This is a genomic window from Hymenobacter ruricola, assembly GCF_015694525.1.
In the GTDB taxonomy this organism is placed as follows: Bacteria; Bacteroidota; Bacteroidia; order Cytophagales; family Hymenobacteraceae; genus Hymenobacter; species Hymenobacter ruricola.
Map to the genome: position 1 here is coordinate 64500 of NZ_JADQDM010000008.1, position 22303 is coordinate 86802.

Consider the following 22303-nt stretch of genomic DNA (forward strand, 5'->3'; position numbering starts at 1 on the left):
ACGGCCTTTATTCCGCCAATGGAAAGGTATTGGCAAATAATTCTATGGTTTGCGCGGCTTCGGCCACGTCGTGGGCTCGCAGGAGCCGGGCGCCGCCCTGCAGGGCCACCATGTGCAGGGCCGTGGTGCCGTTGAGGGCGGCATCGGGGCCGAGGCCGAGGGGGCCGTACACCATGCGCTTGCGGGACAGCCCGGCCAGGATGGGCAGGCCCAGGGCGCGCAGCTCGGGCAGGCGGCGCAGCAGCTCGTGGCTCTGGGCGGCAGTTTTGGCGAAGCCGAAGCCGGGGTCAATGACAATGTCCACGGCGCCGGCCTGGCGCAGGGCGGCCACGCCGTCGCGGAAGTAGCGCAGCAGCGTGAGCACGAGGTCGTCTTCGTAATGCGTGAGCTTGCTCATGGTTTGGGGCGTGCCGCGCAGGTGCATCAGCACGTAGGGCACGCGCAGGCGGCCCACGGTGGCCAGCATCTGCGCATCGAGGGTGCCGCCGCCCACGTCGTTCACGAGGTCGGCGCCGGCGGCCACGGCGGCGGCGGCCACGGCGGCCCGGAAGGTATCGGCGGACAGGAAAGCCTGCGGAAACTCGCGGCGCAGGGCTTCCACGGCGGGCAGCAGGCGCTGGGTTTCGTCGGCTTCGGAAATATCCTCGGCGCCGGGGCGGGTGCTGTAGGCGCCGAGGTCGAGCACGGCGGCGCCGGCTTTCAGCATGGCTTCGGCGCGGGTGAGCAGGTCTTTTTCCGAAGCCACGCGGCTGCCTGCAAAAAAGGAGTCGGGCGTGAGGTTGAGGATGCCCATCACCTGCGGGCGGCGCAGGCTGAGCAGGCGGCCGTGGGGGCTGAGCAGGGTATGAGGGAAGGAGAACAAAGTATCTTGCACGATGTAGGGGCGGGGCTCGCCCCCGCCCGGCTTGTAGAACGCCCCGAAAGGTACTCTCCGGCTCAAAAAAAATTATCTAACCCGTTCAACGACGGGCGGGGGCAAGCCCCGCCCCTACTCCGTGTCCCACCTTTCAACCCCCGAGCACTACGACCTGCTGCTGGCCCGCTGCCGCACGCTGTTTCTGGCCAAAACCCACGACTACGGCACGGCCTGGCGCATTTTGCGGCTGCCCTCGGTCACGGACCAGCTTTTTATCAAGGCCAACCGCATCCGGACCATTCAGGAAACCGGCGTGCAGCTGGTGGCCGACGACGTGAACGAGGAGTTCGTGGCCATCGTCAACTACTGCCTCATTGCCCTGATGCAGCTGCACCTACCCGCTGACACGCCGCTGGACATGACGCCCGAGGCCGTGGCCGCCGCCTACGACGCGGAAGCCGCCGAAAACCGCCGCCTGCTGCTGGCCAAAAACCACGACTACGGCGAGGCCTGGCGCCAGATGCGCGTGTCGAGCATCACCGACCTCATCCTGATGAAGCTGCACCGCGTGAAGCAGCTCGAAAACATCGGCGGCGACGCCTGGGTGAGCGAGAGCGTGGAAGGCAGCTACCGCGACATGCTCAACTACGCCGTGTTTGCGCTCATTTTGCGCGGGGAGCGGTAGCGCCGGTTGCGGAAGTCCGGTAACCTGCCAGTAGGCTGCGAAAGCAACTGCCTGCAGCCCCGCGCATCTGGCGTGCAATCAATTCTCTACGATATGAGACCTTTCCTATTGCTGCTTATGCTGCTTTGCACGGCCCTGGCGGCGCCCGCCCAAACCATGACCCGGGCCGATTCGCTCATCAACCAGGCTCAGGCCATTAGCAAACGTAAAGACTACCCCGCCGCCATTGCGGCCTACCAGCAAGTGGTGCAGGAACCCTCGGCCAAGCCACGCTACAAGGCCGTGAGCTACTACAACATCGCCTGCTACTACGGCTTGCTGCACGACGCACCCAATGCCCGGATGTATTTGCGCCGGGCCATCGACGCGGGGTATGTGAACGCCGGCCACATGGCCGTCGATTCCGACCTCGACCTGCTGCACACCGACCAGCAGTGGCCCCGGCTGCTGGCCCGCGCCCGCCGGCTGGAAGACCGGCAGAAGATAAAGCGGCCCGAGGACGTGCAGTTGGTGACCACCGACATCGACCATTTTTGGAACGCCTACGCCGCCGCTCGCCGCGACACGGCCCACGCGCGGGCCATTTTCCGGCGCGACTATTTCGACCAAGCTTCCGTGGGCTTGCAGGACTATTACTCGCTGAAAATCGGAAGCGACGCCTTTTTCACGAAGCGCATTTTGCAGCGGCCACAGTATTACCAGTCCATTCAGGCCACCACGAAGGCCATTGCGGGCGAGAAGCCGAAGATTGTGGCGGCATTTCGGCGCTTTCAGGAATTGTACCCGGCCGTGCATTTTCAGCCTATCTACTTCGTGGTGGGCGGCTGGGTGTCGGGCGGCACCGTGTCGGACGCCGGCCTGCTCATCGGGGCCGACCAGGTGGCCAACGGCCCCGGCGTGAACACCACTGAGCTGAGCCTGGTGCAGCGCAACCGCTGCGCCCCGGTTTCGGAAATGCCCTCGCTGATGGTGCACGAATTGGTGCACCGCAATCAGGGCCCCCAAGACGGCACCCTGCTCAACTATGCCCTCAACGAAGGCATGGCCGATTTTGTGGCCGAGCTCGTGACCGGCCACCTCACCAATGCTCGCCTGCACCCCTACGGCAATGCCCACGAGAAAGAACTGTGGGCCGCTTTCCAGCAGGAAATGCTCGGCACCAACGCCGCCAACTGGATGGCCAACGGCAGCCAGGAAACGCCGGAAAAACCCTGCGACCTGGGCTACTACGTGGGCTACCGCATTGTGCAGGCCTACTACGCCCGCACCGCCGACAAAAAGCAGGCCCTGGCCCACATCCTCACCCTGCACGACGCCAAAGCTTTCCTGGCCGAAAGCGGCTATGCCGAGGCGCTGACCCGCCGCTAGCCCGCCAGCGCCACGCCAATGCGGCGGGTTTGGGCCACCGGCCCGACCTTTGCCCAAACATTGCGCGTTGCCCAGCCGTTTGCCACGGGCTTACTTTGTCTTATGTCCATTACTAGCTCCGCTCCCGCCACCGCTCCGGCGCCTCACGCGCTACGCACTGCCACGCGCGTTGCGTGGTTTTTGCTGGGGGCCCTTTTCATTTTTTCGGGCCTCGTCAAGCTGAACGACCCCGTGGGCACGGCCTACAAGCTCGAAGAATACTTCGAGGTGTTTGCCGAGTCCTTGCCCGCCATTGGCGGCTTCTTCCTGTGGTTCAAGAACATTTCGCGCACGCTGTCCATCACGCTCAGCTCGCTGGAGGTGATTCTGGGCGTGGCGCTGCTGCTGCGCTGGCACCTGCGCATCATTCTGTGGGCGCTGCTGGGGCTGCTGGCGTTTTTCGCGTTTCTCACGTTCTACTCGGCGGCTTTCAACAAGGTGACCGACTGCGGCTGCTTCGGCGATTTCATCAAGCTCACGCCCTGGACGTCGTTTTTCAAAGACCTGTTTTTGCTGGCGCTGTGGTTCATGGTCTTCACCCACCAGCGGTTTTTGCGCCACGCTTTCGTGCAGGGCACCTTCGGCATCATGGTGATGACGTTTGCCTCGGCCATTGCCATCGGCATTGGGGTGCGGGCGCTGGGCCACCTCCCCTACTTCGATTTCCTGCCCTACAAGGAGGGCGCCGACATCCACAAGCTGATGAAGCCGGCCGAGCCCGCCCGCTACCGCTACACGATGACGCGCAACGGCGAAACCAAGGAGTTTGACCAGTACCCCACCGACACCACCTGGAAATACCAGGCCATGACCACGCTGAACCCCAAGGAGTCGACCCCGGCCGTGACCGATTTCGAGGTGAGTGACGTGGACGGCAACTCCTACACCCAGGAGCTGCTGAAAGGCAACAAGCTGGTGCTCATCGTGCAAAACACCAACAAGACAGACCGCGACCGGTTCGACGCCATCAACGCCCTGATGAACGCGGCCAGCAAGTCGCGCCGCGGCATCACGGCCCTCACCATCACCAGCACCAGCGCGGCCAAGTTCGACTCGTTCCGCCACGACGTGAACCTGCCCGGCCCCTACTACTTCGCCGATGCCACGGTGCTGAAGTCCATCATTCGCTCCAACCCTGGCCTGATGGTGCTCAGCGACGGCGTGATTAAGGCCAAGTACCACTACCACGACCTTCCGCAGCTTTACGAGGTGGAGCGGCTGATGAAGGGCCCGGCCGCAGAATAACCCGGCGCCGGTAGCCCCCTCCTATGCTTGCTTTCATTCTTCGTCGCCTGGGCCAGGGCCTGCTTGTGCTGGTGGGCGTGGCGTGCACGGTGTTTTTGCTGTTTAACGTGCTGCCCGGCGACCCCGCCGCCCTGCTGGCCGGCCAGCGCACCGACCTGGCCACCAAAGCCGCCATCACCGCCGACCTCGGCCTCGACCAGCCGCTGCCCGCGCGCCTGTTGGGCTACCTCAACGACGTCTCGCCGCTGGGCCTGCACCCCGCCGACTCGGCCGGCCGCGCCCGCTACGGCGGCCTGGCGGTGCTGCCGCTGGGCGAGCGCGCCCTGGTGCTGAAAACGCCCTACCTGCGCCGCTCCTTCCAGAGCAACAAGGACGTGCTGCGCATCCTGCTCGATTATTTCCCGGGCACCATGTGGCTGGCGCTGGCGGCCATGCTCATTGCCAGCGTGGGCGGCGTGGCGTTTGGGGCGGCGGCGGCCTTACGGCCGCAGTCGTGGCTCGACAGGGTGCTGGTGAGCACCTCGGTGCTGGGCATTTCGGTGCCGTCGTTTGTGGCGGCCATTCTCATTGCCGTCACGTTCGGCTTTTACTGGAGCCACTGGACCGGCCTGAGCCTCACCGGGCAACTGTACGAGACGGACCCGTTCACGGGCGCGCGGCACCTGGTGCTACGCAACCTGCTGCTGCCGGCCGTGGCGCTGGGCATCCGGCCGCTGGCCATCATCACGCAGCTCACCCGCTCCAGCATGCTCGATGTGCTGAGCCAGGACTACATCCGCACGGCCCGCGCCAAGGGCCTGAGCCGCCCGGCCACGGTGCTGCACCACGCCCTGCGCAACGCCCTCAACCCCGTGGTAACGGCCGTGTCGGGTTGGCTGGCCTCGCTCATGGCCGGCGCGTTTTTCATCGAATACATCTTCAACTGGAAAGGCCTGGGCACCGTGACGCTGCGCGCCGTAGAAAACCTGGATTTCCCGGTGGTGATGGGCGCCACGCTGTTTGTGGCGGCCCTGTTCGTGGTTATCAACATTGCGGTCGATGTGCTGTATGCCGTGCTGGACCCGCGCGTGAAGCTGGGGTAGTTTTCATTATCGGACGTGTCGGTCATCCTGAGCGCAGCGAAGGACCTTCTCACCGACCAACGAATTGCAGTACTTCAATGGAATGGAAACGAACGACAGGGACGTGAGAAGGTCCTTCGCTGCGCTCAGGATGACAAACGACAGAAAGTTGCCTCTCCCCACCACTCCATTTCCGCCCGGCGGCTCCGGCCACCTGAGCCTCGTGGGCCTGCCTGGCGCTGGCAAAACCACGCTGGGCCGCCAGCTCGCGGCCCACTTCAACCGTCCCTTTCTCGACCTCGACATTGCCATTGAGGCGCAGACCGGCCGCACGGTGCGCGAGCTGTTTGCCACCGACGGCGAAGCCACGTTCCGGGAAATAGAAGCAGCGGTGCTGCGCCGGGCCCTTGCCCACTCCGGCGCGCCACTGGTGCTGGCCACGGGCGGCGGCACGCCCTGCTTCCACGATAATATGACGCTGCTCAACAGCGCCGGCCCCACGCTCTGGCTCGATGTGCCGGTGGAGGTGCTGGCCGCCCGCCTGCCGCCCGAGGAAGTGGCCAAGCGCCCCCTCATGGCTGCCGCGGGCGGGGCCGAGGCCTGGCTGCGCGAAACCCTGGCGGCTCGGAAGCGGTTTTATGCCCGGGCGCGGCTGCGCTGCTCGGCGGCCTGCACACTGCCGGCGGTGGTGGCCCAGCTGGCGGGCGCGGGTTTTGCCCTGCCGGGCACTTTGCCGCCGGCCTCGTAATTTTGTTTCTTCATTCGTTCGTCGTTCGTTAGCCTTATGCAATCCGTATCCACCGAAGAACCAGACGTTAAGCCGACCCCGGCGCCCGCAACGGCCCCGGTGCGGCCCAAGCACAAAGGCTCCGCCCAGCTATTTCAGAATCCCGTGCTGGAGCGGCTTTCGCACACGCACATTGCTCTGCCGGTGGGCATTTTCGCCGTTACCGGCATTCTGAGCATGTATTATGGCCTCACCCGCGGCTTCATGACGGGGGTGGGCGCGCTGGGGCTGTTTCTGATGGGCCTGCTGGCGTTTACGCTGGTGGAGTACTTGGTGCATCGCTACGTGTACCACATTCCGGCCACCACGCCGGGCCGGGCCAAGTTCCAGTACACCATGCACGGCGTGCACCACGAGTACCCCAAGGACAAGACGCGCCTGGCCATGCCGCCCATCATCACGGTGTTTGTGGCCTCGCTGCTGTTCTTTATTTTCCGCTTCAGCTTTGGCTCTTATGCGTTCGGGCTGCTGTCGGGCTTCACGTTCGGCTACGCCATGTACCTGTTCGTGCACTACGCCATCCATGCCTACGCGCCGCCCAAGAACTTCCTGAAAGTGTGGTGGACGCATCACAGCCAGCACCACTACCGACAGGACGAAGTGGCCTTTGGCGTGAGCAGCACGCTCTGGGACCACATCATCGGCACCATGCCCACGAAGAAAAGCGAATAGCTTTCCGACTTCCGTTTTCAGCAAAAAGCGCGGCCCCTGCTCAGGAGTCGCGCTTTTTGTTTCTGGTAGGAAGGCCGGCTCAGGAGCGCGGGCCGCGCATTTTGTTCACGATGAAGAACAGCAGGGCTACCACTATAAAAATGCCAATAACGGCCGTGTACATGCCCGCTTTAAAGATGCCGGCAATGGCGTCGCAGCCGGTGAGCGTGGTGGCCAGCGCGAAGAAAAAGAACAGGAGAGCAAGGCGGGAAGCATTCATGGCGTTGACAAAAGAAGGGGGATGAGAGAAGTTGTCCGCGGCCTTGGCACCGCTGAATAAATCCTGATACTTAGGTTCTGCCAATAAGGTTGGTATTGGCAGCCTGGCTCGGGTCGGGCAGTAGCTTTGGGCCATGAAACCGCTTCTTCCTTTCCTGCTGCTGGCCGTCTTGCCCGGCGGTCCGGCACGGGCCCAGACGGCGCCCATTCACCTCGATTCCGTGGCGCACCAGCGCAGCGTGCTGGCCTTTCAGCAGGCCCTTAATGCGGAGTTCCGCAACCCCAAGGAGTCGCCGCTGACGCCGGCCGAGCAGCAGGCCCTCAGCAGCCTGCCCTTCTACCCCACCCAGTACCGGTATTACGTCACGGCCACGTTTGTGCGCGATTCCACGTCGCGGCCCTTCGCCATGGCCACGAGCACCGTCCGGCGCCCCACCTACCGCAAATACGGCGAGCTGCGCTTCGTGCTAAACGGCCAGCCGCAACGGCTCAGCGTGTACCAGAGCCAGGAACTGATAAAGCGGCCCGGCCTGGAAGACTACCTGTTCCTGCCCTTCACGGACCTGACCAACGGCCATGGCAGCTACGGCGGGGGCCGCTACATTGACCTGCGCATTCCGCCGGCCGGCACCACGGTGATGCAGCTCGATTTCAACAAAGCCTATAATCCCTCGTGCGCTTATAACCACGGCTATTCCTGCCCCGTGCCGCCGGCGGAAAACCGCTTGGCGGTGGCCGTCCCGGTGGGCGTGCAGAGCACCCATTGAGGAAACGGCTGACATCGCGAGCGCAGCGAAGCAATTTATTCTCTCATCGCGCAATGACCTTATAATCAGAAAGCCCCGGCACTGCGCAGTGCCGGGGCTTCCAATTGGATTTGTTACTTTATTAGAGTAGTCGCTGAGAACAGGACAGATTGCTTCGTTGCGCTCGCAATAACAACCGGCTACCAGCTGCCGCTGGCGCCGCCGCCGCCGCTGCTGCCGCCCCCGAAACCGCCGAAGCCGCCGCCCCCACCGCCGCCACCGCCCCAGCCGCCACCTCCGCCGCCGAAGCCCCCACCGAAGATGATGGGCGGGATAAACCCGCCGCCGAAGCCGCGGTTGCCGCGCCCGCCGCCACCGCCCCGGTTGCGGAGCATGATGAAAACGACAATCAGCACGATGATGATGGCCCCGAACGGAACACCGGAGCCGCTACGGTCGCGGCTTCGCTGCGGCCGGGCGTCTTCCGGGTCGGCTTGGTATTCGCCTTTGGCGAGGGCGATGAGCTGGTCGGTGGCGCGGTCGAGGCCGGCGCCGTACTGGTTTTGCTTGAAGGCCGGCACCAGCGTGTTGCTGATGATGCGCTTGGCGAGGGCGTCGGGCACGGCGCCTTCCAGGCCATAGCCAGTCTGGATGCGGGCCAGGTGCTCCTGCTGGGCCACCAGTATCAGGATGCCGTTGTTCTTGCCTTTGCGGCCGATGCCCCAGCTTTCGTAGAGCTTCTGGGCGTAGTCGGCAATGTCGTCGCCATCCAGGTTGGGCACGGTGACGACGGCAATCTGCGAGGAGGTGCTGTCGTCGTAGGCCACCAGCTTGCGTTCCAGCGCGTCGGCTTCGCCGGGCTGCAGCAGGCCCGCCAGGTCATTCACCAGGCGCGGCGGGTTGGGCCGGGGCGGGAGGCTTTGGGCGGCCGCGCCCAGGGCCGAGAGGGCCCACAGCAGCACCAGCAGCCAGCGCCACGCCCGCGGCGCGTGCGCCCCACCGACCAGCGCGCGGGGCGCCCCTACCCTGGCGTCAGCCTCAGAATTCTTCATGCGTTGGCAGACGGCTTCGGGCCGCCGAAGGAAATGGAATCGTCCAGCTCGTTCTGGTCGGTTTTGGCGTTGTAGGGGAAGTAGCGCTGTAGCTGCTCGCCCACCATCTTGATGCCGCGCTCCAGGCCCAGCACGTAGTTTTCGTGCCGAAACTGCTCCAGCACGGCTTCTTTGGTGGTTTCCCAGAAGTCGTCGGGCACGGCGGCGTTGATGGCCGAGTCGCCGATGACGGCAAACTGCCGGCTTTGCCAGGCCAGGTAAAACAGCACGCCGTTGCGGGCGGCGGTTTTGTGCATGTTCAGCTCGCCAAACACTTGGGCCGCGCGGTCCAGCGGTTCGGGCGTGGGGCAGGTGTCTTCCAGATGCACCCGGATTTCGCCCGAAGTCGTGACTTCGGCCTGCCGGATGGCGGCCACCAGGGCCGCGTCCTGGGCGGGAGTAAGAGGTGAGGTCATGGGCGGGGTTTTAGGAGGAAAAAAGGTCGTCATGCCGAGCGCAGCCAAGCATCTTTACCGCGCAACTAATCTTACTATCGCGACTAATCCTACTATTTAGAATTACTTACGCAGTAAAGATGCTTCGCTGCGCTCGGCATGACGTTCTACCAACCAAACCTAAAACTGCACCGTCGGCGCCTTGCTCGCGGCCGGGTCGGCCTCGAAATAAGGCTTGGGTGGGAAGCCGAACATGCCGGCAAACAGGTTGTTGGGGAAGGAGCGGGTGAAGGTGTTGTAGTCGTTGGTGACGGCGTTGAACTTGTTGCGCTCCACGTTGATGCGGTTTTCGGTGCCCTCAATCTGGGCCTGCAGCTCCTGGAAGTTGGCGTTGGCTTTCAGGTCGGGGTAGGCTTCCGACACGGCCAGCAGGCGGCTCAGGCCGGTAGAGAGCTGGCTTTGCGCTTCCTGGAAGCGCTTGATGTTTTCGGGGGTGAGGTCGGCGGCGTTGAGCTGTACGCTGCTGGCTTTCGACCGCGCTTCGATGACCGACGTCAGGGTGCCCTGCTCGAACTTGGCGGCGCCCTTCACGGTGTTCACCAGGTTGCCGATGAGGTCGTTGCGGCGCTGGTAGGCGCTTTGCACGTTGCCGGCCTGGGCTTTCACGGCCTGGTCGCGCTGCACCATGCCATTGTAGCCGCACGACGACTGGGTGAGCAACAGGGCCAGGCCCGCGAAATACAGAAGAAAGCGTTTCATGTGAAAAAGAAGGGGTGAAGGTGAAAGATGCCCGGGACGTAGGAAGCGGCGGCGAAACCTGTGGCCGCCGCGCCGGTTTGGTTCCGGGCTTGGCGCAAAGTACGTAGCTTGGCCCTAGTAGTTGTAGCTTGCTGCCTAGCCGGGGCATCCGGCCGCGGTAGCTCCTCCTTAATCGACTTCTTCTTCGGTTCATTACAATGAAAGCCGTCATTCCCGTCGCCGGCATTGGCTCGCGCCTGCGCCCCCACACCCACACCCAGCCCAAAAGCCTGGTGCCGGTGGCCGGCAACACCATCCTGGGCCACATCATCGACCGCCTGCTCGGGGCCGGGCTCACCGAGTTTGTGTTCATCGTGGGCTACCTGGGCGATAAAATCGTGCGCTACGTGCGCCGCACCTACCCCGACCTCAACGCCACCTTTGTGGTGCAGGAGCCGCGCGAGGGCCTGGGCCACGCGCTGTGGCTGGCCCGCGAGGAATTCCGCCACGACCCGGACGGCGTGCTCATCCTGCTCGGCGACACCATCGTGGACGTGGACCTGCCGGCCCTGCTGGCCACGCCCGGCTCGGTGCTGGCCGTGAAGGAAGTGAAGGACCCCACCCGCTTCGGCATCGTGGAAACCGGTGCCCAGGGCCGGGTAAACAAGGTAGTGGAAAAGCCCAAAATCCCGAAGTCGAACTTCGCCATGGTGGGCCTCTACAAGCTGGCCTACCCCGACAAGTTGGCCCAGGCCCTGGAGTGGCTGCGCGAAACCGACGTGCGCACCCACGGCGAATTCCAGCTCACCGACGCGCTGATGCACCTCATCGAGGACGGCGAGGTGATGACCACCTGCCCCGTAGACAACTGGTTCGACTGCGGCCGCAAGGAAACCCTGCTCGAAGCCAACGCCCGCCTCCTCAACACGGCCGAATTTCTGGAAGACCGGAACTACTCCGAGTTTCCGGATTCGGTGATTATTCCGCCGGTATACATCGGGCGGGGCTGCAAGATTTCGCAGTCCATCATCGGCCCCAACGTGGCCATCGGCGACAAAACCATCGTGCAGAACACCATCCTGAGCGACTCCATCATCGGTTCCTACTCCGAGCTGCGCTCGGCCGTGATGCACGACTGCATCGTGGGCTCCGACGCCTCGTTCCGGGGCATGAACCACTCGCTCAACATCGGCGACAACACCGAAATCGACTACAGCTAGCCCATCACCGCAGTCGACATGCCACAAAAAAGCCCCGGTTGCTCACGCAGCCGGGGCTCTTTATTTCAGGCAATCACGCGGGCTTGAGAGCCGGCCCCGAGGCAGGGCCGGCTCCGGCCAGCTAGTTGATGACCACGCGCTTGGTCAACATCGTATCCCCGGCCTGGAGGCGCAGGGTATACACGCCGGTGGCCAGCTCGGCGGTGGGCACCAGGAGGCTGGCACCGGCCGCTGGCAACGCCGCCGACTGCGTGCGCACCACTTGGCCCAGGGCGTTGAGCAGCTCGACCTGCACGCTGGTGGCGTGGGCCACGCCTGGCATCAGCACCGTGAAGCTCTCATGAGCAGGGTTGGGATATACGCTCACCCGGGCGGCTAGGGCCTCGTTGCGGGTGGCCGTCACCAAGCTCAGGGCCACGTTGTCGAGGCCGATGTCGGAGCTGCCGTTGTCGCCGGTGGCGCGGAAGCGGATGACGCTCGTGGCCGTGCCGCCCGTCAGCGGCACGGTGTAGGTGGTCCAGGTCGGGGACAGCACCTGCGTGAACAGCGGCGCGCCGAAGGTGGCCCCGCCGTCGGTGCTCAGCAGCACTTCCAGCTTGTCCGAGCCGTCGACGTTGATGTAGTCAAACTTCAACGCGGCCGCGGCCGCGCCAGTGCCGCTTAGGTTAGCGTAGAGGTCGAACGTAGCAAATTCGGTCACCGGAAACACGTTGCCCGAGTGGTAGCGGGCCGAGAACGAGGACGAGGCCCCGCCGGCGTTGCTGCCGGCCGGCGTGTAGCCGTAGCTGGTCGAAGACCAACCGGCCGCAGCGCCGTCGTCGTAGCGGCGGAACGAAGCGTCGAGGTCGTTGCCGCGCGTCAGCTTCCAGTTCAGGCTGGGCACGTCGCGCAAGGCGCAATTGGTTACCCAGGTGTTCTCAAAAGTCTGCGTGTAGGGCACCGTGGCGTAGGTCGGCGTCACGCAGAGGAAGGCCGTGGTGAAGGTCACCGGGGCGGTGGCCGTCGAGCTGCCGCTGGTGCCGGAGCAGTTGGTGGTCAGCGTCACGGTGTAGGTGGTGCCGGGCGTGAGGCCCGTCAGGGTGATGGGCGAAGCCGTGGCGTTGGCCTGCGTGGTGGCCGGCGAGGTGGTCACGGTGTAGTTGGTCACGCCGCTGGGCGAGGGCGTGAACGTCACCTGGGCCGTGGTGGCGGTGATGGTGGCCGCGGGCACGGCCACGGCCGACGCCGGAGCACAGGCCACGTAGCTTATGGCCACGTTGTCGAGGCCGATGTCGGAGAGGCCGTCGTCGCCGGTGGCGCGGAAGCGGATGATGCTCGTGGCCGTGGCGCCGGCCAGCGGCACGGTGTAGGTGGTCCAGGTCGGGGACAGCACCTGCGTGAACAACGGCGCGCCGAAGGTGGCCCCGCCGTCGGTGCTCAGCAGTACTTCCAGCTTGTCCGCGCCGCTGGTGTTGATGTAGTCAAACGTGAGGGTGGCCGTGCCGGTGCCGCTGCTTGCGTTGGCGAAGAGGTCGAGCAGGCCCTGGCTGCCCACGGCGGCGTTGTAGGCGTGGAAGCGGGCCGAGAAGGACGACGAGGCGCCGTTGGCGTTGCTGCCCGCGGGGCTGTAGGCGCCGTTGGTGGTGCTCCAGCCGGCGGCCGAGCCGTCGTCGAAGCGACGCCAGGCGTTGTTGCCCGTCAGGGGCGAAGAGCGCCAGTTAACGTCCGGGATGTCGCGGGTACCGCAGGCATCGACCCAGGTGGTTTCAAAGGTCTGGGTGTAGGGCACCGTGGCGTAGGGAGCCGGGGCGCAGGCCGTGGTGAAGGTGGTGGTTACGGCGGCCGAAGTGGTACTGCCGGCGCAATTGGTGGTCACGGTCACGGTGTAAGCGGTGTTGGGCGTGAGGCCCGTCAGGGGCACGGGCGAGGCCGTGGGGTTGGGCGTGACGGTGGTGGCTGTGCCGGCGGCGGGCGTGTAGGTCACCGTGTAGCTGGCCCCGCCGGTGGGCGCCGTGAAGGTCACGTTGGCCGTGGTAGCGGTGACGTTGGCCACGGTCAGACCCGTCACGATAGAGCAGGCCACGTAGTTCACGGCCACGTTGTCGAGGCCGATGTCGGAGCTGCCGTTGTCGCCGGTGGCGCGGAAGCGGATGACGCTGGTAGCCGTGGCGCCCGTCAGCGGCACGGTGTAGGTGGCCCAGGTGGCCGACTGCACCCGCGTGAACAGGGGCGCGCCGAAGGTGGTGCCGCCGTCGGTGCTCAGCAGCACTTCCAGCTTGTCCGAGCCGTCGACGTTGATGTAGTCAAACGTGAGGGTGGGCGTGCCCGTGGTGGCGCCGGCGTTTACATAAAGGTCGAAGGTGGCAAATTCGGTCGCGGGCGACACGTTGCCCGAGTGGTAGCGGGCCGAGAACGAGGACGACGCCCCGCCGGCGTTGCTGCCGGCCGGCGTGTAGCCGTACAAGCTGTTGGTCCAACCGGCCGCGGCGCCGTCGTCGTAGCGGCGGAACGAAGCGTCCGGGTCGTTGCCGGCCGTCAGCTTCCAGTTCAGGCTCGGCACGTCGCGCAGGGCGCAGTTGCTCACCCAGGTGTTCTCAAAGGTCTGGGTGTAGGGCACCGTGGCGTAAGTGGGCGTCACGCAGGTAAAGCCCGAAACGAAGGTGGTGGTAGCGGCCGGGGCCACCCCGCCCGCGGAGCAGTTGCTCACCACGGTCACGGTGTAGGTGGTGCCCGCCGTGAGGCCCGTGAGCACAACCGGCGCGGCGGTGGTGGCGCTGGCCACGGTGTAGCTGGTGGTGGCGGGCGTGGTGGTCACGGTGTAGTTAGCCACCCCCGAGGCGGGGGCGGTAAACGTGAGGTTGGCCGTGGTGGTGGTGATGCCAGTGACGGCCAGGGCCGTGGGGGCGGCGCAGGCCGCGGCCGACACAAACCGGGTTTCGGTGGGCAGCGAGGGGCCGGCGGCGTAGTTGGCCACGATGCTCACGGCGTAAGGCGTAAGGGGCGCCAGGCCCGTGAGGGTGAAGGGCGAAGCCGTGACCGTGAAGGGGCTGCCGGCGACGGCCGGCGTCACGGTGGCGGTGTAGGAAGTAGGGGCCGTGGTGGCCGTGGCCGGGGCCACAAACCCGATGGTGGCGGTGCCAGTGCCGATGGCCACGGCCGTGGCCGACGGCCGGATGGCCGGCAGCTGCGCCGTGGTGGAAGGCGTGTAGGTGAAGGTGAGGCCCGAGGCCGGCACCAGGGTGCTGCTAACCGTCACGCGGGCCGAGTTGGCGGGCACGGCGCCGGTGTTGGTCTGGTCCCAGCCCACGGTGCTTACGCGGTTGTTGAAGTCGGTGTTGGCCGCGCCGCGCAGGCCCACCTGCGGGTTGGTGCCCGCCGCCAGGCCGGTGAAAGTGCCGTACACCAGGCGGATGACGTTGCTGGTTTCGGCCAGGCGAATCTGGTAGTTGGCGCTCCCGCCCACGTCGCCGAAGGCGCTCCAGTTGGTGTATTGCACCACAAACTCCCGGTTCGGGGCCGTGCCCACGGTGGCCGTGCTCACGGCCGCCCCCGGGTTGGCGCGCCCGCCCCCGTCGAGGGCAAACACGGCAATGGCGCCAGCGTAGGCGGTGCTCGATGAAATGGGCGTGTAGAGCGTATTGCTGGGCGCGGTAGCCCCGAACGTGATGAAGCCGTTGGAGGTGACGCGCAGGGTGGTGTAATCGGTGCCCGCGAAGTTGAACGTGAAGGGCAGCGTGGTGGCGGCGTACACCACGTCATCGTCGGTATTGTCGGTGCTGAGGACTGTGCCGCCGGTGACGGGCGTGTAGGTCCCCGTGGTTTGGGTGAAGCCGTAGGCATCGGCGCGGGCCTGGGCCTGGCCCAGGTGCGGCAGCAGCCAGGCCAGCAGCGCCAGGGCGCCGGCCCAGCCCCTTCCCGACCGGAAGGATGGCGTGAAACGTAAATAGTTTATCATGGTGGTGAAGAGGGAAAAAGGGTGGAAAATGAGTGTGCGCGAATTACCTAAGCAAAGCTAGCGCACCCGTAGCGGCTAAGGTACTTCTTTTCCGGGTTATCGGCTTTTAAGAGAAGAGCCTAAGCGGCGCGGACGGGCGCCTCACGAGCCCCCTGCGGGGCGGGCCCCTCTCCTTGGGAGAGGGGAGCCACGGTGGCGCACGGTTTGTTGGTTGGGTTGCGGAGGGAGCGGGGTGGAATAGTTGGCCGTCAGAACCTGGGGGTTGCAAAATAGCTGCGGGGCATACTAGGCCGGGCGGTGCCGCGTTGGCTCGCTGACAGTCAGGCTTGACGGCCTGGCATTTAGCCACCCCTAACCCCCAATTCTCAAACACAATGGCAAAGGTTAAAAACAACATCGTGACCCTGGGGCTGAGCGGCACGCTCGGCGGCCAGCTGGTGTTCCGGCAAACGAGCCGGGGCACCGAGGTGAGCGTGGCCCCGCAGGCGCCCAGCGGCCCGCCCTCGGCGGCGCAGACGGCCCAGCGCGAGCGGTTCCAGCAGGCCATCATCTACGCCCGCGGGCAGGCGCAGGACCCGGCCGTGCAGGCGGAGTACGCGGCCGACGCCAAGGCCCGAAACCAGACCATTAGCAATGTGCTGGTGTCCGACTACTTCCACGCGCCCGACATCCAGGAGGTGAACATTGCGGCCTACACGGGCAAGGTGGACGACGTTATCGCCATCACCGCCACCGACGACCACGCCGTGAAGGGCGTGCGGGTGAAGATTGAAAACGGCGACGGCAGCCTGGTGGAGGAAGGCGCGGCCCAACAGCAGGCCGACCCCAACCAGTGGCTTTACACGGCCACAGCCCGCAACACCACCCTGGACGGCGACAAAATCACGGTGACGGCGTACGACAACCCCGGCCACGTCACGACCAACACCCAAACCCTCTAAAAAATCCTATTTCTGGTCTGCCTCCGCCGGTATCCGGCGGTCGAAGGATGGTCGAAGGGAGCTCGGAGGAGCCTCGGAAGGGCCCGCCGCCGGAAAACCCGGGATAATGCTAAAAGCCTACGCGTCCGGGAGGCCGGAAGCAAGGGCAGCAGCGAAAGAAGCCCCGGCGGCTGGTGCGGCCGGGGCTTCTTTTGTGCTGCTGCAGGGCTTCTGAGCACCTCGGAAAATCCTTTGCAATGCGAGTATTTTCTAAAGGCTACCAAGTTTACGAAACTCATCTACTCGGTGCGTTTCGTAAACTTTGAATCGTAGACGAGTTTCGTAAACTCACCAAGTGCTCCGGTAGCTTGTTAGCTCCTTATTCTGCCCTCGTGGCAGTAGTTCAGTAAACTGAGCGTTACTTTGCTTGCATGGGTTCAATTCGTATTTATCTCGTTGCGCTGCTGCTCTATGGGGCAGTCACTGGGTGCGAATGGGACGAGGAAACCGCGAGCTTTCGCACAGAACCCCTTGAGCCGTATTTCCGGCAAGTCATTCAAGGAAGACCTCAGCCCTGGACCACCACTCCCCGCCGCATTGCCGAACATCTGCTCGGGCCACCCAGCCGCAAGTCGGGTATCGTTACCTACCAGGAAGTGCACCACCTTAACGGGGTCGTGACAGTAATTGCCACACAGGAAAGCGTGCTCGACGAGGAGATGTATGCCGTGCGCCGCGTGTTCACCTTTGTCAGCCAACGCGGCCAATGGTCCGTTCAGCAAGTGAAGGTGGGCTACAAGTGCCGGAAAAGCGACCGCAGGTATTCGGGCCGTAGCTGTGCCAAGTAGACCAGCAGCGGTTCAGCGAAAGGGTAATTCAAGTATACGATAAGTCACCGCCCCTTTGTGCCCTCAGCTTCTTCCATCCCGGCCACCACTCCGGCCGCTCGCGAAGCGGCGGCTGGGCCTGCGTGAGGATGGCCTGATGAGCGGGCGCTGACAGCAGCCAGAAGTCGGCAATGGGGGCGGCGAAGGTCACCGCGTCGCGCAGGTGGCGGAAGCTGCGCACGGAGTGGTAGTCGCTGAGCAGCAGCTCCGGGCCGGGGCAGGTGCCCGAAGCGAAGCCATTGGCGGCCGGGCCGCCCGTCAGAACTGGTATTTTGTGCCGAGCGTGGGGTATAGCTGCACAGTGTTGTCGGTGGTTAGCAGGTGATAGAAGACGTTGACCCGGGTGCCCACGGAGAAGCCTTTGCGCACAGAAAGCCAGAGTTGGGGGTCGGCGAAAAACGCGGCTTTTTTGCCGCTCAGGTCGGCGGTGGGGGCGGTGCCCTGGTTGCGGTTTTCCGTCCAGCCCACCAGGCTGCCGGCCGCGAACAGCCGGTAGTGAAAGAAGCCCCGGCCGAAGTAAAACATCAGCTGCGGGTCGTGGCTGGGCACGGCGAAGGCACTGTAGCGGTACAGGACACTGGCCGAAAACCAGCCCCCCTTCCACTGGAACGGGTAGGCCAGGCCGGTGCCCAGCGCGTTGGACAGGTAGTAGCCGTAGCCGTCGGGGGTGGCCCCCAGGCCGCCGGTGTAGCTCAGGGCCAGAAAGACCTTGGGCTGCCAGAAGCGGAGCGTCTGGGTGAGCTGCAGGTACACCTGGCCGGCGTTGTAGCGCGGACCGGTGAGGTCGGCCTGCAGCTTGAGCAGAAACGAGCCCCGGTTGAGGGAGTCCGTGTTCTTGAAGTACTCGAAGCTGAACGTGGGGAAGTTGGCCTTGTTGGCGGCCGGCTGCAGGGTGTGGCGCAGGTCGTAGTGCAGCTGCAGGTTTTGCGCCTGGGTGCCGGGCGCCCACCGCAGGCAGGCACTCAGCAGCAGCAGTATCGGGGCTACCGGGGTTCGTTTGGACATGGGGCAAAGGTGCCGGCGGGCCGAACGGCAGCGCGGAATTGCGCCGGAAACCTTGGGAATTGCCCCGGAAATGTTGTACCATTATGCGGTATATGCACAAAGAGCGCAACGAGGCGGCTTTTATGGCCCTGTTTAGGGAAGCCTGCCAGCTAGGCCTGGGCTACCCGCTCACGGCTCCCCTCACCGAAACCGACGGCAAGGTGCTGGCCGCGGCCATCCTGGAGCAGACCGGCCTGGTGGTGGGCGGCAAGAGCCTGAAGAACTACTCGCTCTACGTGCTCAACCCGACCGAGGGCAAGCGGGAAAATCCGTCGGTGGCGACGCTCGACACGCTGGCGCGCTTTGTGCTGCACGCCCCCAGCACCGACGAGGCGCAGCGCAAGGACCACGAGAGCCATTACCCCTACTGGTTTCAGTACCGCAGCCAACTCGCGGCGCCCCCCGCGGCCGAGGCGGCGCCTGCTTCCGTGGCCGAAGCGGTGCCTCCCACCCCGGCCGGGCGCCCGGCGGGGCGGCCCGGCATCCGCTGGCTGGCCGCCCTGGCGCTGCTCCTGATTGGGGCCGGGGGCCTGTGGCACTGGCGCCACCGGCAGCCGCCTGCGGCGCTGGCTGACTTTGCCGACTCGTTTGCCAGCACGGCGGCCGACTCCTTGCGCGCCCGGGGCTGGGCCGTGCAACACCCCGATGCCGCCTGGTGGACGCGGCGCGCCACCGAGCCCGGGCTGCTGACGCTCTACACGCTGCCCGGCGACAACTGGCCGGCGCCCGACCAGCCGGCGGCCATTCGCAACCTGCTGGTGCGGCCCCTGGCGGCCGACTGCTTCTCGACCGAAATCCACTTTCGCGACTTCGTGCCCGCCCACAACTGGCAGCAGGCCGGCCTGCTGCTAGCGGAGAACGACGCGTTTACGGGGAAGATGCTGCGCTTGTCGCTGTCGTACAACGACTACTTTGGCGGCTACGCCCAGCCGGCCGAAATCCTGGTGCAGGGCATCAGCTCGACGGAGGCCGACAGCCGCAGCAAGCCCGAAGAGTTTGCGCACGTGCCGCTGTTTGCCCTGCGGCAGCCCGGCGACCGCCTCGTGGCCGCCAACCTGGGCAAGTCGGCCCTGAAGATTGAAAAGAAGGGCCGGCACTTCCGCTTTCTCTACACCGCCGGCTCGCTGGAAAGCTTTGCTTTCAAAGAGGTGGCTCGGGGCGATTTCACTTTCGAGCCCCGCTACGTGGCTTTGTTTGCCATTCAGGGCTTCGCCCCGGCCCGCCACGCTACTCCGGCCAAGGTGGACTTCTTCAGCATCGTGCAGCTGCCTTGTGGGGAATGAAGCGCCGATAGTTGGGTGAGCGGGGGCAGCAGCATGGGGAGTGACCGGACGTGAACGTGCCGAAATGGTGACGGGGACGAGAGTTTTCCACATACTTTACCCCATTCATGTGGAAATCGGCTGCCCTTGCCCTATCAGGGCCTGCCGCTTCTGGTTTTTCCGGGCATCGCAGTAGCGGTACTGGCCGGGGCGCTGGTCGTTGGCGTATTAGTTCGGGCCGTTGACCCATTTTTTTCGGAAGCCGGCCGGACAAGCGGGAGCTTTGGCAACGTAAATTTTTTACCCCTGCTTTCCCCTGATTGCCATGAAAAATGCTGCCTTTCTGCCCTTGCTGACGGCCGTGCTACTGCTCACCGCATGCTCCAAGAAAGCCGACGAAACTCCCTCCTCCACTTCCGATGGCACCATCACGTGGACGTATAATGGCCAGAACTACACCAGCACCGTGTATTCGGGGGCCGTGGTCGATGGCACGGCTATCGGCATCACGGGGGCAGTCGACAAGAATAGCACCCTCCACCTGAGCATCGAGGGGATTGATGCCCACGGCGTGGGCACCTACACGTTGCCCAGAATCAGCAGCCCCGGCAGCGTGTCGGCGGGCACCCTGACCGTGGCTGCGACCAGCCCAAGCAAATACTACAATACCCAAAACGGTCCCAACGCCAGCAACGGCACCATCGTGGTGACCAAGTACGACAAAGCCAAGCAGCAAATCAGCGGCACGTTCAGTTTCACCGCTGGCCTGGTTTCCAGCAACCCTACTCCTACGGAGTTTGCAACCGTTGCCAACGGCACGTTCGACCTGCACACCTTCCGTTAGCCCGCCGCCCGGCAGCCGCCGACAGGGCTGCTGGCTGCCTGCTTACGTTTTGCCATTTTCCGTCATCACACCAGGCCTGGCGTGATTTTATTCCCCGCTGCTATCGCAAGGCCTTATTTACGGCCAGCTTCACCTCGAAGGTGGTGCCCTGGCCGGGTATGGAGTGGGCCGTCAGCCGGCCGCCCAGCTTTTGCACGAACTCGCGGGTGAGGCGCAGGCCCAGGCCGTGCGTGGGCGGCGGGGCGGTATCGCTCAGTAATTGGGCGAGGCGGGCAGCCGCCAGGCCGGCGCCGGTGTCGGCGATGCGCAGGCGCACGGCGGCGGGGCCGGCCGCCTCGGCCGAAAGCTGCACCCGGCCGCCGGCGGGCGTAAACTTAATGGCATTTTGCACCAGGTTTCGCAGCACCACGCGCAGGAAGTTTGGGTCGGCGTGGCAGTGCAGGCCGGGGTCGCAAGCCACCGCCAGCGCTATCTGCTGGCGCTGGGCCAGGGGCTGGTACAGGGCCTGAATTTCGGCCAGGGCAGGTAGTAGCGCGACGTCTTCGGGCACAGGGTCGAGGCGGTCGAGTTGGTCTTTCGACCAGGCCAGCAGCTCCTCCATCGAGTCGAGCAGGTCGCGGGCCGTTTGCCGAATCTGGCCCGACTGCTGGCGGCGAGTGGCCTCGTCGAGCAGGTCGGGGGCGGTGTCGGCCAGCTCGGCCAGCTGAAACAGGTTGCTTACCGGGGCCCGCAGGTCGTGGCTGATAATGGAGAAAAGCTTGGCCTTGGTTTGGTTGGCTTCGGTCAGCTGGGCGTTGCTGCCGTTCAGGCGCTGGTTGAGGGTGGCCAGCTCGGCGTTTTGGCGGGCCAGGCGGGCGGCGGTGCGCTGGCGCTGGCGCAGCAAGTAGCCAATGGCAGCCAGCAGCAGCAGCAGCGCGCCGGCGGCGGCCAGCGCCTGCCGGGTGGCGCGGCGCTCACGCGCGGCCTCGGCCGCGCGCCGCTGGTTTTCGCGGTGTAGCGCCGCTATCTGCTGCTGCTTGTCGCGGTTCTGGAAGCGGGCTTCCATCTCGGCCATGGCCCGCTGCCCGCTGGCCACGTGCGCCGAGTCGAGCAGCCGGGCCGAGAGGTCGCGCAGGCGGTAGGCCTCGGCGTAGTGGCCGTTGGCAGCTTCGGCCTGGGCCAGCGCCCGCGAGGTGGGTTCCAGGAAGTCGTTGTTTTTGATTTGGCGGGCCAGCGCGTAGGCCCGGCGCAGGTAGGCCAGCGCCTGGGCGGGGCGGTGGTCGCGCAGGGCCAGGTCGCCGGCGTAATAATTCACCTTGGCGCGGTCGCCCACGTCGCCCTCGCGGTTGATGACGCCCAGCGCCAGGCGGCTGTGGTAGCGGGCCAGCGGCAGCCGTCCCTGCCGGGCCAGCACGCCGCTCAGCTCCGAGTGCACGTAGGCCGCGCCGTAGGGGTCGGGGTTGGCTTGCAGCAGGCGCAGGCTGGTTTCGTACTGGTAGCGGGCCGAGTCGAGCAGGTGCAGCTCGGTGTAGGTTTTGGCAATCATGGCGTGCAGTTCGGGCAAGGTGCCGGCCATGCTGGCATCGAGGCGCACCCAGCGCAAGCCCTCGAAGCGGTAGCGCAGCGCCTCGCGGTACTGGCCCATCAGGTAGAGCACCTCGCCCGTGTTGGACAGGGCCACGCCCAGGTTGGCGGTGTCACGGCGCTGGCGGTGGTAGGCGGTTTCCAGCAGGCGGTAGCGCATGCTTTCGGGGTAGCGGGCTTCGTTTTGGTAGTAGCTGGCCAGCGCCCCGTAGAGGGTGATGTAGCCCGGCGTCTCGGGCGGCAGGCGCTGCTGCAAGGCCTGCAGCCGGGCCAGCGCCGCCCGCGTCGAGTCGGGCAGGCCCAAGGTGGTATACACGTCCAGCAGCCGGCTCTCCGCCTTAATCTCCCAATAGGGCTTGTTCCCGCGCCGCGCATCGGCCACGCTGCCGCGCAGCCAGCGGGCGGCGCTGTCCGAGCGGCCCAGGTGGAGGTAGCTCACGGCCGCATAAAACCGGTTGGCGCTGGCAATGCCGTAGCGGCCCTCGCGCCGGGCCGAGCGGGCCAGGTGCACAAACAGCGGCAGCCCCCGGCTGTCGAACTGCTGCCGGTGCACGAAGTCGTCAGCCCGCTTTTTAAGCACGCTAAGCGAGTCGGGTAAGGGCCGGGCGACCAGTTGTTGCGCCCCTGCCGGGCGCGGGGCGGGCAGTAGCGCCGCCAGCAGCAGAGTCAGAAGCCACGCTGTTCTCAT

General features: G+C 65.3%; 20 protein-coding genes. 12 read left to right on the top strand and 8 right to left on the bottom strand.

What is annotated here, in order from left to right; all coding sequences use genetic code 11:
* Window positions 1-7: 7 nt before the first annotated feature.
* On the bottom strand, window positions 8-874 hold the full coding sequence (gene folP / locus I2H31_RS15875) for a dihydropteroate synthase (protein ID WP_317192233.1): 867 nt from the start codon (window positions 872-874) through the stop codon (window positions 8-10).
* Window positions 875-995: 121 nt separating this feature from the next.
* On the opposite strand from folP, the gene I2H31_RS15880 reads away from it, so the two are divergent.
* From I2H31_RS15880 to I2H31_RS15905, 6 genes are all read left to right on the top strand, one after another.
* On the top strand, window positions 996-1541 hold the full coding sequence (locus tag I2H31_RS15880) for a DUF1599 domain-containing protein (RefSeq protein WP_196294030.1): 546 nt from the start codon (window positions 996-998) through the stop codon (window positions 1539-1541).
* A 93-nt stretch (window positions 1542-1634) separates the two neighbouring features.
* Complete coding sequence (locus I2H31_RS15885) at window positions 1635-2909, top strand: gliding motility protein GldB-related protein (RefSeq protein ID WP_196294031.1); 1275 nt, start codon at window positions 1635-1637, stop codon at window positions 2907-2909.
* 102 nt (window positions 2910-3011) lie between these two features.
* On the top strand, window positions 3012-4193 hold the full coding sequence (locus I2H31_RS15890) for a BT_3928 family protein (RefSeq protein WP_196294032.1): 1182 nt from the start codon (window positions 3012-3014) through the stop codon (window positions 4191-4193).
* A 23-nt stretch (window positions 4194-4216) separates the two neighbouring features.
* On the top strand, window positions 4217-5275 hold the full coding sequence (locus tag I2H31_RS15895; RefSeq protein ID WP_196294033.1) for an ABC transporter permease: 1059 nt from the start codon (window positions 4217-4219) through the stop codon (window positions 5273-5275).
* A gap of 130 nt (window positions 5276-5405) precedes the next feature.
* Window positions 5406-6002 carry a shikimate kinase gene (locus I2H31_RS15900; RefSeq protein ID WP_196294034.1) on the top strand — a complete coding sequence of 199 codons (597 nt, stop codon included), beginning with the start codon at window positions 5406-5408 and terminating at the stop codon, window positions 6000-6002.
* A gap of 36 nt (window positions 6003-6038) precedes the next feature.
* Window positions 6039-6713 carry a sterol desaturase family protein gene (locus tag I2H31_RS15905; RefSeq protein ID WP_196294035.1) on the top strand — a complete coding sequence of 225 codons (675 nt, stop codon included), beginning with the start codon at window positions 6039-6041 and terminating at the stop codon, window positions 6711-6713.
* Window positions 6714-6792: 79 nt separating this feature from the next.
* Here I2H31_RS15905 and I2H31_RS15910 read toward each other — a convergent pair whose 3' ends face one another.
* The gene (locus tag I2H31_RS15910) at window positions 6793-6972 is read right to left on the bottom strand and encodes a hypothetical protein (protein WP_196294036.1); all 180 of its coding nucleotides are present in this window, start codon (window positions 6970-6972) and stop codon (window positions 6793-6795) included.
* 133 nt (window positions 6973-7105) lie between these two features.
* Between I2H31_RS15910 and I2H31_RS15915 the strand changes: the two genes are divergently transcribed.
* On the top strand, window positions 7106-7738 hold the full coding sequence (locus tag I2H31_RS15915) for a DUF1684 domain-containing protein (protein ID WP_196294037.1): 633 nt from the start codon (window positions 7106-7108) through the stop codon (window positions 7736-7738).
* 179 nt (window positions 7739-7917) lie between these two features.
* Here I2H31_RS15915 and I2H31_RS15920 read toward each other — a convergent pair whose 3' ends face one another.
* The 3 genes from I2H31_RS15920 to I2H31_RS15930 form a co-directional block, all read right to left on the bottom strand.
* Entirely contained in the window at window positions 7918-8769 is an 852-nt protein-coding gene (locus tag I2H31_RS15920; protein ID WP_196294038.1) for a TPM domain-containing protein, read from the bottom strand.
* Entirely contained in the window at window positions 8766-9224 is a 459-nt protein-coding gene (locus I2H31_RS15925) for a TPM domain-containing protein (protein ID WP_196294039.1), read from the bottom strand. Before I2H31_RS15925 ends, I2H31_RS15920 begins: the two co-directional genes overlap by 4 nt.
* 159 nt (window positions 9225-9383) lie before the next feature.
* Entirely contained in the window at window positions 9384-9962 is a 579-nt protein-coding gene (locus I2H31_RS15930; protein ID WP_196294040.1) for a LemA family protein, read from the bottom strand.
* A 197-nt stretch (window positions 9963-10159) separates the two neighbouring features.
* On the opposite strand from I2H31_RS15930, the gene I2H31_RS15935 reads away from it, so the two are divergent.
* Entirely contained in the window at window positions 10160-11161 is a 1002-nt protein-coding gene (locus tag I2H31_RS15935; protein WP_196294041.1) for a sugar phosphate nucleotidyltransferase, read from the top strand.
* A 121-nt stretch (window positions 11162-11282) separates the two neighbouring features.
* Here the strand turns inward: I2H31_RS15935 and I2H31_RS15940 are convergent, their stop codons facing one another.
* Window positions 11283-15095, bottom strand: a complete 3813-nt coding sequence (locus tag I2H31_RS15940; protein WP_196294042.1) for a fibronectin type III domain-containing protein — start codon at window positions 15093-15095, stop codon at window positions 11283-11285.
* Window positions 15096-15469: 374 nt separating this feature from the next.
* Between I2H31_RS15940 and I2H31_RS15945 the strand changes: the two genes are divergently transcribed.
* On the top strand, window positions 15470-16036 hold the full coding sequence (locus tag I2H31_RS15945) for a hypothetical protein (protein ID WP_196294043.1): 567 nt from the start codon (window positions 15470-15472) through the stop codon (window positions 16034-16036).
* Window positions 16037-16446: 410 nt separating this feature from the next.
* A complete protein-coding gene (locus tag I2H31_RS15950) occupies window positions 16447-16863 on the top strand; it encodes a hypothetical protein (protein ID WP_196294044.1) in 417 nt (138 codons plus the stop codon).
* Between the two features lie 297 nt (window positions 16864-17160).
* On the opposite strand, the gene I2H31_RS15955 is transcribed toward I2H31_RS15950, so the two are convergent.
* Window positions 17161-17907, bottom strand: coding sequence for a DUF5020 family protein (locus tag I2H31_RS15955; RefSeq protein WP_196294045.1), 747 nt, complete (start codon window positions 17905-17907; stop codon window positions 17161-17163).
* Window positions 17908-17999: 92 nt separating this feature from the next.
* Between I2H31_RS15955 and I2H31_RS15960 the strand changes: the two genes are divergently transcribed.
* Window positions 18000-19229, top strand: coding sequence for a hypothetical protein (locus I2H31_RS15960; protein ID WP_196294046.1), 1230 nt, complete (start codon window positions 18000-18002; stop codon window positions 19227-19229).
* Window positions 19230-19533: 304 nt separating this feature from the next.
* The gene (locus I2H31_RS15965; protein ID WP_196294047.1) at window positions 19534-20052 is read left to right on the top strand and encodes a DUF6252 family protein; all 519 of its coding nucleotides are present in this window, start codon (window positions 19534-19536) and stop codon (window positions 20050-20052) included.
* 100 nt (window positions 20053-20152) lie between these two features.
* Here I2H31_RS15965 and I2H31_RS15970 read toward each other — a convergent pair whose 3' ends face one another.
* Window positions 20153-22303, bottom strand: a complete 2151-nt coding sequence (locus tag I2H31_RS15970; RefSeq protein WP_196294048.1) for a sensor histidine kinase — start codon at window positions 22301-22303, stop codon at window positions 20153-20155.